Below are 16,236 nucleotides of genomic sequence, written 5' to 3'. Positions count from 1 at the left end.
GGCGCATGATCGGCCAACGGCTACGGGGAGGGCAGGAACATGGGGGACAGCCCGAAGGACAAGGCCCACTCTTCTGGCGGGACGGTACGAATACGCCGAATGGGCCGGTACAGGCTGGAGTCCTTCTTCGTCTGGATCGACGACGTTCAGGTGGCCCGGCTGCGCCACGACACAGAAGCCACCATCCCAGTGCCACTCGGCGACCATCACATCCAACTGCGCTATGCGCCGCTGTTTGCAGGGATTTCCGCCCTCTTTGGCGACAAACCCAGCGAGATACTGCGCTTCCATGTAGAACCCCATCAGGTCATCCGCTTCGAGTCCCAACTCTCGGTCGGCCCAATCCTGTTGCGACGCCTCGACGACCCACCAGCTCCCGCACCTCCTGTTTCCGGGGATGGAGACGCCCGGGTCCTGGGGGTGACGGAGACGAAACGCATCGAGGAATGGCTGGGTGAGGACGTGCGGCTGATCGACAACAGCGCCAGTCCTGCCCCTGTCACCCGTAGCTTGAAGGCCAGTCGTGAGTGGACCCGAACCCTGACCCTGGGCGAAAGCCATAGCCAGACCGTCAGCGGTGAGGTGAGCGCCAGCCTTCTGTGGCTCTCGGCGAAGGGGAGCATTGAAGCCGAACTTCAGCGAACGCTCACCCACTCGATCGGCAGTACGCATTTGTTTGAGGAGGAAATTAGCGTCACGGTCCCCGAACGTGCCGCAGTGCGGATCGTGCTGGGTTGGAAGCGCATCTGGCAGTGCGGCGAAGCCAGCGTGTTGCTTCCAGAAGGATCGGTGCACAGAGTGCCGTACCGGGTTGTGGTGAGCGTGACCTTTGACCAGAAGATCCAGGATGTTACGGGCCACTCGGAGGGATAGACCCCTTTCGTATCCTCCGCACCCGCCCACCTGGGCGAACGAAGGCCCCGACCGCGCTGCGGGCGGGGCCTTCGTCATCTTCCGTCTCAGTTGGGGTCCGTGGCCCCCTTCTTCGAGCCTTCTCCGGCTTCCTCTCCCGGTGACTCGACCACACCCCAGAGGGCGTCACCGACCTGCTTGGCGACGTTCTTCAGCATCGGCCCGGTGATGTGCATGTAGCGGGCCCGCATCCCTGCCGAGCCGCCCGGCTCCCATCCCATGATCGCGTCCACAATGACGTCCGGAACCCCGAGCAGGAGGAGCACGGTCCCGGCAGTGTGCCGGGCGTCATGCAGCCGCCCGTCTCGTACACCCGCGTCCTCCAGCAGCCGCTTCCACTGGTGGTAGTCGGTGTTCGGGATGAGCGGGCCGCCCGTCGGCTGCGCGAAGACGTACCCCTTGTCCTCCCACGACTCTCCAGCTTCCTGCCGTTCCCGCCCCTGTTCTGCCCTGTGCTTGATGAGGAGCTTGATGAGCGGGTCCGGAAGCCCGATGGTGCGTCGGCCGGCACGGGACTTGGTGCTCTTGAACTCCCGCCGAATCTGCCTGCGGTCCGGGCAGTAACCAGGCTTTCGGCCGCAGGTGTTGCCGCACCCGTGCTCGTACTTCGGCCGCAGCCGGTTCTTCCGGATGCGGATGTACCCGGCGTCCAGGTAGATGTCTTCCCACATGAGCCCGAGCGCCAGCGCGATGACCCAGCGGGCGCTGTTGCGGAGCTTCGACGCCTCCACAAGGAGGCTCTGAATCTCCTCAATGCTGTACGGCTCGATCTCCTCCTCTTCGAGCCGCGGGGCCTTGGCGAACTCGGCAACGTTCTTCGCGACATGGCCACGCCGGACCGCTTCGCTGAGCGCGACCCGGATGGTTCGGTGGACGTGGTGAGCCGTCCCGGCTGCGCTGCCGTTCTTCTGCATCCGCTCGTAGAACTCCTCCAGGTGCTCCGGCTCCAGCCGCTCCAACTTGTGGGCCCCAATACCGGGCACGAGGTGGACCCTCACATCCACCTCGTAGCCGTCGTAACTGTCTGACGTACTTCTTGGCGATGTTGGTCACCCAGTGCTCAAGCCACGTCTTGACGGTCCACTGTTGGCCCGCCTTGCGTACGTTCCCGGCCTTGCGCTGACGCTCCAATTCGCGTACGGCTTCGGTGACTTCGGCACGGGTCTTCCGCTCGATATGACGGCGATCGGGCTTGCCGTCAGGGCGAACTCCGACTGTGACGCGGCCGTGCCACTTCCCGTCCTTGCCAAAGTAGATGGACGACGCGCCGTTGGGCTGCCGCGTACGCTTCTTGTCTTCCGCCACGGGCGGACTCCTTCGGATTGAGGCAGGGGGAAGCGGCCGGGACGCCACCCGGTGAGATGGCGTCCCGGCATGAGGTGATCAGGCGGCGCGCTGCTCAGCGCGGAAAATCGAGGCGGTGAGCATGGCGGCGCCGACTCCGGGGGCTGAGGCCTTTATCCGGGCGTGTGCCGCGTCCGGGCGGCGAGTCTGGATGGTGAGCACCGATCGTCGCTGCCGCGCTCCTGGCCCAGGCCGGCGGCCGGACAACCGAACGTTGGCGGCAGTCCGGACGCCGCGGTCCGAATATCTCGGTGGATCAGGGCCTCACCGCGCCACGAAACCTGCTCGGTTTCATCGACGGCATCGTGGGCCCGCACACGACCGCCGAAAAGCAGCAAGACCTGTGGCTGGCCGGGCCGTCCCCGGTCGCGGGCGGCACCATTGCCGTCGTACGGCGCATGGAACTCGACCTACCCCGGTTCGCCGCGCTGTCCGTCGCCGACCAGGAGGCGGTCTTCGGCCGACGCCGAGCCACCGGCATCCCCCTCTCCGGCGGCTCCATCGCCTCGGACCCCGACTTCGGCGCCAAGACACCGGACGGTCGCTACCTCATCCCGGCAGACGCCCACATTCGCAGAGCGGACGCCGAGGTGGTCGGCGTCGGCCTCATGCTCCGCCGCTCCTACAGCACCGACGAACCCACGCCCGGACTGCTCTTCATCAGCTTCCAGAACGACATACGAACGTTCACCAACACGCTGACCCACATGGATACTTCGGACGCACTGCTGCAATTCACCAGCACCACGGCCAGCGCAACCTTCCTGATACTCCCCGGCTTCGACCAGCAGCGGCTGCTCGGTGCCACGCTGTTCCACTGATGAGTCCGGTCGACGCGGTGCCGCGCCACCGCGCCTGCTCAGTTGATGGTGACGACGCGGGCCCAGGGTGGTGGGCTGTCCGGGGTGTAGTCGGGGTCTTCCTCGTCCACTGACCTCGCTGGGCGGGGAAACAGGCCGACGACGGTGCGGCAGGGCGGCTGGGCAGAGGGCCAAGGGGTTTGACCGTCCGTCAGGGCGACGATCACGTCCGGGCGGGGCCGGGAGCTGAGCGCCCGGGCGAAGCCGGAGCGTAGGTCCGTTCCTCCGCCACCGACCAGTTCGATGTTCTCGGCGCGGCAGAGGGGGACGGCGACCCGGGCCGCCGCGTCACAGGAGATGACCGACACCAGGTCGCGCCGCCCGCCCACCGCGCGCGAGATCGCTGCCACCTCCAGCAGCGCGCTGCCCAACTCGGCATCGCTCACCGACCCGGAAGTGTCGATCACGATGCAGACCCGGGGCGGCGTCCGGCGCAGGCTCGGCAGCAGCACCCCGGGGACACTGGCGGAGCGCCGGGACGGACGTCGGTAGCTGTGGTTCTCGCCCACTCCCGGCGCTCCCGCTGCCGAGCGGACCGCTGCTCCCAGCAGTTGCCGCCACGGTTGCGGCGGATGGAACGCCTCGTCCGCCCACCGGCGCCACCCCTGCGGCGCAGCGCCCGGTCGGCCCTTGATTCCCTCGGCGACCCGGAAGCGCACGGCGTCCCGCTCCTGCCTGCTCAGTCCGTGTGCCCCGTCGGGTCCCAGCTCCCACGGCCGGTCCTGCCCGTCGGCACCGCTGCCGCAGTCCAGCCACGCCAGGTCCGCGGCGAGTCCGGACATCGACGCAGTACGCAGGTACTCCTCCATGAGCAGCCCGTCGGGCAGCCCCAGCAGTGACGGCAGCACTGCCCCGGCAGGCAGCGGCAGACCGTCACCGTAGATGTCGTCGTTGATCTCGAAGTCGGCGGCGATGTTCCGCCGCAGTCTCTCCCAGCCTTCGGCCCGGGGGACCCCCATCTCGCTTCGCTCGCCCGGGCCGTGCTGCCCGTTCTCCCGCGCGTATCGCTCGCCCCGCGCGTGGTGGTCGCGGAGCAGGTGGGAGACCTCGTGCACCCAGACGCCCGCGAGTTCCTCCACCGGGGTGCGCGCCACGAAGCCGGGGGAGACGTAGCAGCGCCAGTACGCGTCCACCGCCATCGTGGGCACCGAACGGTCCGCCACCACCTGCAGCGCGAAGAGCGCGCTTGCCAGGTAAGGCCGGACCTTCACCGCGTGCAGTCGCGCGGCCAGCAACTTCTCCATGTCCAGCGGGACCCCGGGCGGGCCGTACGGCGTGCCGGAGTCGGACGGTGGCGTCGGAGGCGCGGCCCGAACCGGGCGCGGCAGCGAGCGCGGGGTCATCGGGCGCGGCATCGGGTACTTGGCGGTCTCCGTCATCGGCGCACCCCCGTCGCACGCCCGGACTCCGCCGACGCAGTGACCCGCCCCACCGACCGGTCTGCCCGCCGGGCGAGACCGATCACGCCGGCCAACCGCTCAACCGTCTCCGGTACCTCCCAGTCGTCGCGCCGCAGCGCGGCCAGCGCCGTCGCCGGGGCGACCAGCAGGTCCGGGGCGCCAGTTTCCAGGGCCCGAGCCAGTACCGCCCAGCCCGCCTCCCAGCGCTCCCGCCGTGGCTGTGCTCCCAGGGCGGCCACCACGGCCTCCAGCGCCGCCTGTCGTAGATCGCCTCGCACCGGCAACTCGGCCGAGGTCGGATCGGCCAACAGCGACTCGGGGTCCGGCAGGTCCATGCGGTCGAGATGGGAGAGGAGTTCGAGTCCTGGTCCGTCCCCCACCGCGCCCCGAACCAGCAGTGCCAACACCTCCCGGGAAACGGAGGCAGCCGTCCCGAAGGCCAGCAGGGTCATCGCGGCCTCCCAGCTCCGGGGTGAGGGCCAGGCGCCGCCGCGCCGTGTCTCGGTGCTCGGCAGCCGGTGGATCAGTGTGGGCCGGGCTTCGAGGAATCCGCAGACTGCGCGCCGGGCGTACGCCACCGCATCCGGCAGTTTCTCCGGCGCCAGTCGGGGCAACTCCGCCCGGGGCCAGACCCCGCCCAACCCGCGCACCACCACCTCCCGGTCGTGCACCCAGTACAGATGCACGAACCGGTTGGCCAGCGGCGGGCTCAGCTCCCATCCGTCCGCCGCCGAGGCGCGCGGATTGGCGGCGGCCACGATCCTTACCTCCGGGGGCAGTTGCAGCGCGCCGACTCTCCGCTCCAGGACGACCCTGAGCAGCGCAGCCTGGACGGCCGGGGTGGCGGTGGAGAGTTCGTCCAGGAAGAGCAGTCCCCGTCCGGCACGCACGAGCTCAACGGCCCACTGCGGCGGCGCCATCGGTACCCCCTGAACGGCAGGGTCATCGCCGACGACGGGCAACCCGGAGAAGTCGGTCGGTTCGTGGACGCTTGCGATCACGGTCGTCAGCGGCAGGTCGAGGGAGGCGGCGAGCTGCGTCAGGGCCGCGGTCTTGCCGATGCCTGGTTCGCCCCAGAGCAGCACGGGCAGGTCGGCCGCGACAGCCAGGGTGAGCGCCTCGAGCTGGTCGTCGGCGCGCGGTTCGGTGGTGGTCGTCCGAAGCAGGGCCAGGAGGCTTTCGGCGACGGCGAGTTGACTACTGGGGCCCGATGCTGGCGTGGGGGCGGGTGCGGGCGTACCGAGGGTCGGGACCGGGGTGGGCAGGAGGGTACTGGAAGTCATGAGCATCACCTGGGAATGAAGGAGGGGACAGGACAGCGCAGCCTGGAGACGCGGGCGTCGTGCGCCGTGGAAACGCGCAGTGTCAGCGCGGGATGCAGGTGGGGCAAGGCACTTGGTCAGGTTGTTGCGGTCAGGCCATGCCGGTACGGGGCCGTGCCCGAATGCTGCGCTTGAGGCGCATTGCGGCCGGTGTACGGCGATCGAGCCGGGGCCGGTGCTCCGGCTCCGCGTGTGCCGCACGGGGGGCGCTTTCGCCGCCGAGGGCACCGGCAGCGGGGTGTACGGCGAGCAGCCCTGAGCGGAAGAGCCCGTGGTCGAGGCGGCGGGCCGCAGCCGACTCCAATTCCTCCCGCAGAGGTCCGTCGCGCAGGACCGCTGCGGGACCGAGCAGACCCTTGACGACTGCCAGCGCCCCGGCGACGTCACCGTGGCCGAGTCGCTCCCGGACGGCGGGCAGTGCCTCCGGGCTGCGGTGCACCGCGTCGATCGCCCGCAAGCAGGGCAATGCGGGTCCCCCGAGCGCCACCAGCAGTTCCTCCCGGCGCAGTTGTGCCGGGTCGTGATCAATTGCCGTCAGCGTCCCGTCCCGCAGCGCGATCCGATGGACTTCGCCCCGGCACTCCACTCGGTGCGGGTCGCCGGGTAGACGAGCGGAGCCGGTCGCCGGTCCTGATCCCGACGCCGCCATCGCGCCGGACACCGCCACCGCGCCGGACACCGCCACCGCTCCGCACGCCGCCAATGCCGTGGCGACGAGCGGATGCAGCCGGTCACGGGCGACCAGCCCCGCCCGCAGCAACTCCAGATCCGGGAGGACCCGGGTCGCCGCCTCCGGCAGCACCGGAAGAGCCGCGATCACCTGCGGCGGCAGTGCTTCCCGAAGCGGCCGGAGCGTTGGTGCGTGGCTGTCGTCGGGTGCGACGAGTTCGAGCACGACGCGGCTCCGCGCAGCAAGCCGCACGGTGAAGGCACCGCGACGGCGACCCTCGGCTCCCAACAGCAGCTCGGCCTCGGCGGCCCAATGTGTCGACGCCCACGAGCAGTTGTCGGCATCGGACCGGTCGGACCGGTCGGACCGGTCTGACCGATCGGGCAGGTCCGCCCTGTTGGGCAGGCCGCCCGTACGGGGCTGGTCGGGCCGCGTCAGAGACGGTTCGCTGTCTGCACCGCAGCGCCATGCCAGTTCGCCGCACCGCTTCGAGTCCCAAAGATGCCGGTGCAGGTCGAGCCGGAAACGCCGGTCGGGATGCGGGTGGGGATGGTGCCTCGGGGCACCACCACCGGAGTCCTCCCAGAGGGTCAGGGACATCCGTTGACCGGCGTCCGCCCAGGCCGGCGGCGTCCGCACCACCAACTGCAACGGTGTGGCGCCGGAACCGCGGTAGCGGCTCAGGCAGACGGTCAGGCCCGGCCGGAGCCGTCCGTCGGGGGCAATGCGGGGCATGTGCCAACGAAGCAGATCCGGCGCCAGCCGACGCAGATCCGCACGAAGGCGGGTGACGAACTCGGTGCCGTGGCGGTCTCGCACGGCGCGCAGATCGAGATCGGTGTCGACCCGGGCAGCGGCGCACGCCCCCGCCCAGTCACCGACCGCACGTCGTGCGGTCGCGGTCTCGATCATGGACGGTGGCACGGCGTACTCGCGCACGCGCTGCCACATCAACAGGTGGGCGGGAATCCCGTTCGCGAAGTGATGTGCCATCAGCACTCACCTTGCGCGAACGATTCCCCCGATCTGTACGAGGAGTTGTTCTTCATCGCGGGCATCATAAGCATCAGGATGTGGATCTGTCAGTCCCCACGGCTGCCCGTCACTGCGCAGGCGGGCCCCAGCACGGCTCCAGTCTGTGGCCGTGTCGGTGCCTACCGCTACGTTCCTGCCGTGGCGAACTCCTACACGGTGTTGTGGACCAATGACCTTTGCCGCGAGTTGATGCGGGGCGGCTTCACGGGGCAGCGTCCGACCGTGCTGTTCGGCGGTCCCCACCAGTCCCGTCCGAGCTTCCGACGCGCCGGAGTGGTGGTCGGCGACCGGGTGTTCGCCGTTCGAGCCTGGCAAACCGCGCTGTATGTCGTCGCCGCGATGGAGGTTCGGCAAATTGTGGACTATGACCAGGAGGGTACGGAACTGGCCGATGAGGACTATCCCAAGCTCAGCCATTGGCGCCCGCTGAAGAGCGGCTGCATCTCGGAGGTCGTTCTCGGCGCTCCGGGAAGCCCGATCCGGTTCGACAAGCCCTTGCCGGGTGACCGCCTGGAGCAACTCACCTTCACTTCGCGCCGCGGCGAGCGGAAGCTCAAGTACGTCGAGGACGGACGCCTTCTGCGCGCTCTCAGCCTTCAGGGCATCTACCGGCTTGCCCCGAGCTCAGCGGACCTACTCACCCGACACCTCACCGATCAGGAGCCAGGAGCATGAGCGACCTTCCGGACTTGGTGCATCGAGTTCGTGAGCGCGCGGTCCAGCAGACGGAGGCCCTTCCGGCCCGCGTCACCGACCAGGAGATCGCCGATGTCGAGAGCCAACTCGGATTCGGACTGCCGCAGCTTCTGTCCCTGCTGTACCGGGACGTGGCCAATGGCGGTTTCGGCCCCGAGTACACCCTGCTCCCCCTCACGGGAGAGGGACGGACTGTCCTGTCCGAGTACGGAGGACTCAGGGCTGCTTCCTTCGAGTGCTGGCCGCATGGCGTGCTGCCGATCCTGGACTGGGGTTGCGGCATGTACGCCGCCGTGGACTGCCTCGATCCCGCCGCAGGCGTTCTGCTCTTCGAGCCGAATGCGGGCCCGGACGACTGGGCCGAAGCCTGGTTTCTCGACTCGCTATCCCTCGCGGTGTGGTTGACCGCCTGGCTGGAAGGAACGGGCTGGTGGGAGGAGGAGGTCATGATGGCTGACGACGCGCAGGAGCCCACGCCCTGGCCCGACGCCTCACAGCGTCTCGCGGCGGACCGCTGAGCGAGATACGGAGTGTTGACACCGCTGCCCACCGGTATCCGCGGCTCTTGGATCCCCGACGTCGGCCACTGAGTCGGGCGACCCTGCTCGCGCCGGTCGCGGGATCTGACCTGCACTCTGTCTTCCGGTTCGGGTTCGACCGCTCGGCCGACGCCGGAGGTCCGTACACGGGGGCGGCCCGGCACTCCACGGGGGAGGGTGCCGGGCGCCGGTACGGCACCCTCCCCGAGTCGCCGAGCCGGCCAAGTGCAGTGCCTGAGCCGACCATGCGCCGAGCGCCGTGCGGGGCAAGCGGAGCCGTGCCGCCCGTCTGACTGACCATGAGCCCCGATTTGGCTCTATGGGATTGCAGGGGCTCCGGCGCAGGGTGGATGCGTCTGTTCACGAACGGGGGTTCGCCTTGTCTGCTTTGGTTCTTGAATCTCAGTGGCTCGATGTCCGTGCTGCTGAACTGATGGATCGTCAGTTCAGCACTTCGTTGCCGATCACCGAACCGGTGCTTGAGCTATGAGGGAGGCCAGCGCACCGAGAAGCACCCTCAAGATCGGCATCGGCGCGCCGGAGTCCTTCGACCCGGCCATCTGCTTCGACCACGACGGAGCACTCGTCCTCGGCCTGCTGACGGACACGCTCGTGACCTGCGAACCCCGAAGCGGGGACCTGCGGCCCGGCGCTGCCGAGGAGTGGGAGGTCGCCCCGGACGGGAGACGGATCGTGCTGCGGCTCCGGCCCGGCGTCCGGTTCCACCACGGGAGGCTGGTCACGGCGGAGGACTACGTCTACTCGCTCTCCCGGGCGGTCCGGCCGTCGACCGGGTCGCAGATCGCCTATCTCCTCTCCCTGGTGGACGGTTTCGACGCGGTGCGCGAGGGGCGTGCGGAGGTCCTGAGCGGCGTCCGGACCTTGGCCGCCGACCGGCTGGAGATCTCCCTGTCCCGGCCGTTCCACGAGATCGCCGCGGTTCTCAGCCATCCGATCACCGCCGCGGTGCCCCGGGAACTGTGCGAGGCCGACCCGGCGCTGTTCCGTCGGAGCCCGGTCGGGACCGGGCCGTACCGCTTCTCCGAGGGGTCGGGTGCCGGGGACGCCGTGCTCGTACTGGAGCGCCGCGACGGCTACTACGGCGCGGGCGGCCCGGAGCGCGTGGAGTTCCACGTTCTCGACGACGCGGATGCCGCGTACCGGGCGTGGCAGTCGGGCCGGGTGGACATCGTCGAGGTCGCCGACGGCCGTGCCGAGGACGCCCGCCAGGCCCGCCGCGCCCGTCGAACGGAGGACGCCCGCCACGCCCGTCGCGCGCGGGACACGTACCGGGTCACCCGGTGCGCTTCGCTGACGTATCTGGCCTTCCCGGTTCAACACGCGCCCTTCGACGACCCGTTGGTCCGCCGGGCGGTGGCGATGGCCGTCGACCGGAGCCGGTTGTGCGAGATCGCCGGGCCAGGAGACGTGCTGCCGGCCGATTCGGTCATTCCGCCGAGACTTCTCCCCGGAGGGAGCGAGAGCTCTCTGCCGGGGTTGCCGTTCGATCCGGAAGCCGCGCGTCGGATTCTGGCCGGGCGCGGGGTCGAGCGGAGGCCGGTGCGCATCGTGCTCGACGGCGACCGGGGGCATGACCAGTGGGTCGCCGCCGCGGCCGGTCAGTTGGAGGCGAATCTGGGCTGGACGGTGAAGGTCGACGCGCTGCCGCGCGCCGACTACCTGCGTTGGTTGCAGCGGCCCGACGCACTCTTCCGGGCGACCTGGGTGAGTGACTACCCGTCGGTGGACACCGTGCTCTTCCCGCTCTTCCACTCCGACGCGGCCGAGGCCGGTGGCAACTACGCGGGTTACCGCAGCGCCCGCGTCGACGAGCTCGTCGATGCGGCCCGTGCCACAGCCGATCCGGTCACGAGGCTGCGACGCTACCGGGACGCCGAGGCGGTGGTCTGGGCCGAACTCCCGATCCTGCCGCTCTGGCACGGGACGATGCGGCACCTGGTCGCGCCGGGACCGTTCGAGGTCGACGGGGACGACCCGATCGACCTCTTCGGCGCCCCGTGCGCCCGACTCTTCCGGGAGGTGCATCGCTGAGGGCGTGCGACGCGAGCCGCAGCAGGGCCGTCGGCCCTCCTGCGGCAGCGTACCGTCGCCCGGCCGCGCTGTTACCAGGGGATGTACATGTGCGCGAACAGGAGATGCAGCGCCACGGTGATCAGCACTACGAGCAGCACGAGGCTTGCCTGGGCAAGGAATGTGCCTGCTGCGACGCACGCCCACCGCCGAAGCATCGGGCCCTGCCATCTGGACACAGCAGCACCGGCCGCGGCCCCGATGATGGTCATGAGCAGAAGCGCGCGACCGTTGTCGGAAGTCTTGGTCATGATCAGGACGTCCATCACCGTGATCAGTCCGGCGCACAGTATGAAGCCGACCAAGTCAGCCTTCCACGACCACTTCTGGGCAAGGCGCATCTCATCCCCCGTGCATGCGAGCCGCGATCAGGGCCCGAAACTACCCCAACCGATGTCCACGCCCATCCCTCCCGGGATGGAGAAGCGTCGAGGCGTCGGGAGTACGCGTGACCGATGCGCGCGTCTATCACGGCGGCGGGGAGACGGCCCCCGCGCGGCAACTTGTCTGATCAAGTCGGCGAACGTTGCAGTAACTTGTCCGATCAAGTTTGGCTTTCATTCTTCCCGTCGACAGCAGCAGCCTGTAGTTATGTCCCGTCCATGACGCCCATCGGGCACCACCCTCACGACTGGACGAGGTACACATGCGTATGCGCCGGAGCGCCCTGGGTGGGCTGCTCGCCCTGCTCGGCACGCTGATCGTCGCCACCCCGGCCCCTGCCCAGGCGGCCGGGAGTGCGGCGGGAAGCAGCGGCAACCTGATCGTCAACGGCGATGCGGAGGCCGGCGGCTTCTGCTCGAACGACTGGAGCGCGGCCACCACGGTGCCCGGCTGGACCGTGCAGTCCGGCGGCATCAACGTGATGTGCCAGTCGGTCGGGTCGTTCGGTTATCCGAGCGACGGCAACACGCCCGGCAAGGCCTTCTTCGCGCCGGGCAACTTCGGTGACGGTTCGATGAGCCAGAACGTCGACGTCTCCTCCGCGGCCACGGCGATCGACCGCGGTGGCGTGCACTACGACCTGTCCGGCTGGCTCGGCGGCTGGACGGTCTACGGCGGCTACGTCGCCGTGAGCCTGCACTTCCAGGACGCGAACGGCAACCCGGTCGGCGCGACCGCCAAGCTGCCGACCGTCTCCGCGACCGACCGTGGCCTGCTCACCAAGTTCCTCGCGCGCAGCGCCACCGGCTCCGTGCCCGTCGGCACCCGGCACATCCAGGTCGAGGTGCAGTTCCTCGACACGACCGACGAGACCGGCTACCTGGACAACCTCGCGCTGACCCTGGACACCCCGGTCGCCGCCCCGAAGCCGCTGGCCCCGCCGGTCTCCAAGGTGCCGGGCTACGACCACGTGTTCACCGTGATGATGGAGAACACGGACTACTCCGAGATCATGAACGACCCGGCGGACACGCCGTTCATCCACAGCCTGATGGCCAAGGGTGCGACGATGACCGACTCCCACGCGGTCTACCACCCCAGCGACGAGAACTACCTGGCCATCGCGGGCGGCGACACCTACACCAAGGGCGCCACCTACTGGCCGAACATCAACTCGCCCGAGCGGAACCTGGGCGACACGATCGAGGCCGCCGGCAAGACCTGGAAGGCGTACGAGCAGGGCATGGGCACCCCCTGCAACGCCAGCAAGGGCGGCGCGGACAGCTACTACGAGCCCGACGACGCGCCGTTCATCAACTACACCGACATCAGCGGCAACGCGTCCCGCTGCGCGGCGCACCTGTTCGACACCACGCAGCTGACCACCGACCTGAAGTCGGCCGCGACCACGCCGAACTTCTCCTGGATCGCCGCCGACGACTACTACGACGGCGAGTCCTCCGGCGACGGCAACGCCACCAGCCTGAAGACGCAGGACGGTTGGCTGCAGCAGACGCTCGCGCCGATCATGTCCTCGCCCGCCTGGACCAAGCAGCGTTCGCTGATCCTGCTCACCTGGGACGAGAGCGAGAACGAGGGCTACGACCACGTCGCCACCGTCGCGATCGGCTCGCAGGGCACCGTGCCCGCCGGCACCACCAGCCCGCTCCACTACGACCACTACAGCGTCGCCCGCACCATCGAGGGCGCCCTGGGTCTGCCCGGCCTGACCGCGAACGACACGTACGCGACCCCGCTGAACGCCGCGTTCGTCCCCTCGACCGCGAAGTCCCCGACGCTGACCGGTGATCTCAACGCGGTGAGCAACGGCGGCAACGTGACCTTCCGCTACTCGCTGCCCTCCACGGCGCAGGTGAACGCGGAGAACTGGGTCGGCATCTACCCGGCGGGGGTGAAGCCGGGCGCGCAGTCCTCGCTCACCTGGGCCTACACCCCGAACCAGAGCGGCGCGGTCACCCTCTCCACCGGCAAGCTGAACGGTGCGGGCAGCTACGACGTCTACTACCTGGCCGACAACGGCTACACCGTCCTGGCCGGACCGTTCCGGCTGACCGTCGGCTGACGGCGTCACGGCGTTCGTTGGGCAGTAGTCGCCCACCCGGCCGCGGTGGCCCTGTCACCGCGGCCGGTTACGATGAACCGCGTACCACGGCACCGGGACGCGACGGGGGGAGGGCCATGGCCATGGGCACGGCGTCGGAGGCGTTGGACAGTGCGTCCGCCGACTGGGTGCGGACGTTGAGCGAGGGGGGTCGCGAACGCGAGCGTGCGGCGGAGCGGCTGCACCAGCTGCTGCTGCGCGCCGCGCAGGCCGAGGTGCGTCGCCGCAGCGGGCTGCTGGGCATATCCGGGCCCGAGCTGGACGACCTCGCGCACCAGGCGGCGGCGGACGCGGTGGTCTCGGTCCTCGCGAAGGTCGCCGAGTTCCGTGGCGAGAGCCGGTTCACCACCTGGGCCTACCGGTTCGTGGTCCTGGAGGTGTCCAGCAAGATCGGACGGCACTTCTGGCGTCGCCCCCACGTCCCGCTGGATGCGGGGCAGTGGGAACGGCTGCCGGACCGGCTCGGCCTGGACCCGTCGCGGCAGTCCGAGCAGCGTGAGCTCATGGACGCCCTCCGGCGCGCGGTCCAGGACGACCTGACGGACCGTCAGCGCACGGTCTTCACCGCACTCGTCGTGGACGGCGTCCCGCTGGACGCGCTGGTGGTCCGGCTGGAGTCGTCCTGGAACGCGCTCTACAAGACGATGTTCGACGCACGTCGCAAGCTGCGGGCCAGCCTCGTCGCCGGTGGCTACCTGCCCGAGACCCCGAGGGGGAGCCGATGAGCAGCTGGCCGGGGCTGGACCGATTGCTCACCACGGATCCCCAGGACGCGGGTTGCGGCAAGGCGATGGAGCTGCTCCACGTCTACGCCGACCTGGCGGTCGCCGATCCCGACACGGCCGCGCGGCGCTATCCGGACGTTGCCGCGCACCTGCGCGGGTGCGGTCCGTGCGCCGAGGACCTGGAGGGGCTGCTCGCCCTCGTCCGGGCGGATCTTACGGAGATCTGAACGCGCGGAAATTCTGCGGGCGCGCGGTAAGAACCGGCGCGCGCCCGTCACCAATTCCTTGTCCGCACCACCGAGTCACCGACCCAAGGACAAGGACTCATGAAGATCTCACTGCGCGCAGCCGTGGTCGCAGCCGGTGCCACCCTCCTCGCCGGCCTGCTCGCCGGGACCGGACAGGCCAGCGCCGCACCCCAGCTCTCCCTCACGCGGGACGGATCGGCGGGTGTGGTGTTCGTGCAGACCGATGCCACCGACGGCAACGCGGTCGCCGTCTACGACCGCGGCGTCGACGGCGCGTTGACCCCGGCGGGCACGTACGCGACCGGCGGTCTCGGCGGCCAGCTGGGCGGGTCGGTCGTCGACCACCTCGCCTCGCAGGGCTCGCTGGCGTACGACCGGGCGAACGGCCTGCTCTACGCCGTCAACGCGGGCAGCAACACGATCACCGTCTTCTCCGTCCGTGGAGACAGGTTGACGCGGCGTCAGATCATCTCCTCCGGCGGCTACTTCCCGGTGAGCATCGCGTTCCACGGCGGCGCGCTCTACGTGCTGGACGCCCGGGACGGCGGAGCGGTCCAGGGCTACGTCCGCATAGGCGACGCGCTGGTCGAGATCCCCGCCTGGCACCGCGCTCTCGGGCTGAACGCCGCCCAGACGCCGGAGTTCACCAGCACGCCGGGACAGGTGGCCTTCTCCCCTGACGGGTCGAAGCTGGTCGTCACCACCAAGGGCAACGGCGACGACATCGACGTGTTCGGCGTCGGGCGCTTCGGGCGACTCTCGGCCGCTCCGGTCGTCACCCCGGACGCGGGCAACCTGCCCTTCGCCGTCAGCTTCGACGCGAGCGGGCACCTCGCCGTCGCCGAGCCCGGCGCGAACGCCGTGGCCACCTACACGCTGAACGCCGACGGCACGCTCACCCTGGTGGACCGGTCCGCGACCGGCCAGCGCGGCACCTGCTGGATCGTCACGGACGGCTCCACGCTGTTCGCGTCCAACGCGGGCAGCGGCACGCTCTCCGGCTACGCCGACGACGGCAGCGGCACGCTCCTGTCGACCGGCGACACGGCCACCGACGCCGGGACCGTCGACGCTGCCGTCACCCACGACGGGCGCTACCTCTACGTCCAGACCGGTGCGGCCGGAGTGGTGGACGGATACCGGGTCGGCGCGGACGGCTCGCTGACCGCGACCGGTTCCGTCACCGTCCCCGACGCGGTCGGCGCCGAGGGCATCGCCGCGTCCTGACGGGCCTGCCCGGGCCCGGCCGCCCCGGCCCGGCCGAAGCACCACCGATCAGACCGATCAGGAGGTATCCCATGCCGTTGTTGCACCCCGGAGACGTCTTCCCGGATCTCGCCCTCTCCCTGCCCGCGGGGCGATCCTTGTCCGTGCGGGAGGCGTTCGACGGACAGTACGGCGCGCTGTTGTTCTACCGGGGGTCCTGGTGCCCCTACTGCAACGCCCAGTTGCGTGCCTTCCAGCACGCCGGACCCGCGCTGGACGAGGCCGGAGTCCGGGTCGCCGCGCTGTCGGTGGATGACGAGGAGACCACCGCCGCGCTCGTCACCCGGCGAGGGCTCACCTTCCCGGTCGGCTTCGGCGCCGACGCGCCCGCCGTCGCGGCGGCCACCGGCGCGTTCACCAGCGCCGAGCAGGTGTACCTGCAGTCGACCGGCTTCGTCCTCGACCCGGAGGGCGCGGTGGTGGTCAGCGTCTACTCCAGCGGCGCGATCGGACGGCTGATGCCCGACGACGTCGCCGGGCTCGTCCGCTACATGCGCCGCTAGAACCGACGCACTGGCTGCTCTGCCCGCTCGACCCGCTCGCCCCGCCGTCGGTGACCGCGCGCAACGGTCACCCACGGCGGCGCAACATATGCAACACGGATGGCTTCCCTCGGACGCCG

General features: G+C 69.9%; 13 protein-coding genes and 2 pseudogenes. 10 read left to right on the top strand and 5 right to left on the bottom strand.

Annotated features, from left to right (window positions below; genetic code table 11):
* Nucleotides 1-39 precede the first annotated feature (39 nt).
* Nucleotides 40-873, top strand: a complete 834-nt coding sequence (locus I2501_RS22190; RefSeq protein WP_196195900.1) for a hypothetical protein — start codon at nt 40-42, stop codon at nt 871-873.
* Between the two features lie 86 nt (nt 874-959).
* Here the strand turns inward: I2501_RS22190 and I2501_RS22185 are convergent.
* Nucleotides 960-2,217 (bottom strand): annotated as a pseudogene (locus tag I2501_RS22185) (tyrosine-type recombinase/integrase).
* 200 nt (nt 2,218-2,417) lie between these two features.
* Between I2501_RS22185 and I2501_RS22180 the strand changes: the two are divergent.
* A pseudogene (locus I2501_RS22180) lies at nt 2,418-3,077 on the top strand (Dyp-type peroxidase); the annotation flags it as partial.
* 38 nt (nt 3,078-3,115) lie between these two features.
* Here I2501_RS22180 and I2501_RS22175 read toward each other — a convergent pair.
* The 3 genes from I2501_RS22175 to I2501_RS22165 all read right to left on the bottom strand — a co-directional run bounded on the left by I2501_RS22175 (nt 3,116) and on the right by I2501_RS22165 (nt 7,501).
* Nucleotides 3,116-4,360 carry a vWA domain-containing protein gene (locus tag I2501_RS22175; protein WP_196196037.1) on the bottom strand — a complete coding sequence of 415 codons (1,245 nt, stop codon included), beginning with the start codon at nt 4,358-4,360 and terminating at the stop codon, nt 3,116-3,118.
* Between the two features lie 131 nt (nt 4,361-4,491).
* A complete protein-coding gene (locus tag I2501_RS22170) occupies nt 4,492-5,799 on the bottom strand; it encodes an AAA family ATPase (RefSeq protein WP_196195899.1) in 1,308 nt (435 codons plus the stop codon).
* A 130-nt stretch (nt 5,800-5,929) separates the two neighbouring features.
* Nucleotides 5,930-7,501, bottom strand: coding sequence for a hypothetical protein (locus tag I2501_RS22165; protein WP_196195898.1), 1,572 nt, complete (start codon nt 7,499-7,501; stop codon nt 5,930-5,932).
* Between the two features lie 180 nt (nt 7,502-7,681).
* On the opposite strand from I2501_RS22165, the gene I2501_RS22160 reads away from it, so the two are divergent.
* The 3 genes from I2501_RS22160 to I2501_RS22150 all read left to right on the top strand — a co-directional run bounded on the left by I2501_RS22160 (nt 7,682) and on the right by I2501_RS22150 (nt 10,830).
* A complete protein-coding gene (locus tag I2501_RS22160) occupies nt 7,682-8,218 on the top strand; it encodes a hypothetical protein (RefSeq protein ID WP_328806525.1) in 537 nt (178 codons plus the stop codon).
* The gene (locus I2501_RS22155; RefSeq protein ID WP_196195897.1) at nt 8,215-8,757 is read left to right on the top strand and encodes an SMI1/KNR4 family protein; all 543 of its coding nucleotides are present in this window, start codon (nt 8,215-8,217) and stop codon (nt 8,755-8,757) included. The genes I2501_RS22160 and I2501_RS22155 overlap by 4 nt, the downstream gene beginning before the upstream one ends.
* 507 nt (nt 8,758-9,264) lie before the next feature.
* Nucleotides 9,265-10,830, top strand: a complete 1,566-nt coding sequence (locus I2501_RS22150) for an ABC transporter substrate-binding protein (protein WP_196195896.1) — start codon at nt 9,265-9,267, stop codon at nt 10,828-10,830.
* Nucleotides 10,831-10,901: 71 nt separating this feature from the next.
* On the opposite strand, the gene I2501_RS22145 is transcribed toward I2501_RS22150, so the two are convergent.
* A complete protein-coding gene (locus I2501_RS22145; RefSeq protein WP_196195895.1) occupies nt 10,902-11,210 on the bottom strand; it encodes a hypothetical protein in 309 nt (102 codons plus the stop codon).
* Nucleotides 11,211-11,515: 305 nt separating this feature from the next.
* On the opposite strand from I2501_RS22145, the gene I2501_RS22140 reads away from it, so the two are divergent.
* From I2501_RS22140 to I2501_RS22120, 5 genes are all read left to right on the top strand, one after another.
* Nucleotides 11,516-13,336: an alkaline phosphatase family protein gene (locus I2501_RS22140; protein WP_196195894.1), complete on the top strand. Its 1,821-nt coding sequence runs from the start codon at nt 11,516-11,518 to the stop codon at nt 13,334-13,336.
* Nucleotides 13,337-13,452: 116 nt separating this feature from the next.
* Nucleotides 13,453-14,100 (top strand): sigma-70 family RNA polymerase sigma factor, encoded by a 648-nt coding sequence (locus tag I2501_RS22135; RefSeq protein WP_236046897.1) that lies wholly within the window; start codon nt 13,453-13,455, stop codon nt 14,098-14,100.
* Complete coding sequence (locus I2501_RS22130; protein WP_196195893.1) at nt 14,097-14,327, top strand: hypothetical protein; 231 nt, start codon at nt 14,097-14,099, stop codon at nt 14,325-14,327. The genes I2501_RS22135 and I2501_RS22130 overlap by 4 nt, the downstream gene beginning before the upstream one ends.
* 99 nt (nt 14,328-14,426) lie before the next feature.
* On the top strand, nt 14,427-15,575 hold the full coding sequence (locus tag I2501_RS22125; RefSeq protein WP_196195892.1) for a lactonase family protein: 1,149 nt from the start codon (nt 14,427-14,429) through the stop codon (nt 15,573-15,575).
* 71 nt (nt 15,576-15,646) lie between these two features.
* Nucleotides 15,647-16,117: a redoxin domain-containing protein gene (locus I2501_RS22120; protein WP_196195891.1), complete on the top strand. Its 471-nt coding sequence runs from the start codon at nt 15,647-15,649 to the stop codon at nt 16,115-16,117.
* Nucleotides 16,118-16,236 lie beyond the last annotated feature (119 nt).

The sequence above is a fragment of the Streptacidiphilus fuscans genome (assembly GCF_015690355.1).
In the GTDB taxonomy this organism is placed as follows: Bacteria; Actinomycetota; Actinomycetes; order Streptomycetales; family Streptomycetaceae; genus Streptacidiphilus; species Streptacidiphilus fuscans.
Note: the sequence above shows the minus strand (reverse complement) of the source record. Positions and strands in the feature narration are given on the sequence as shown.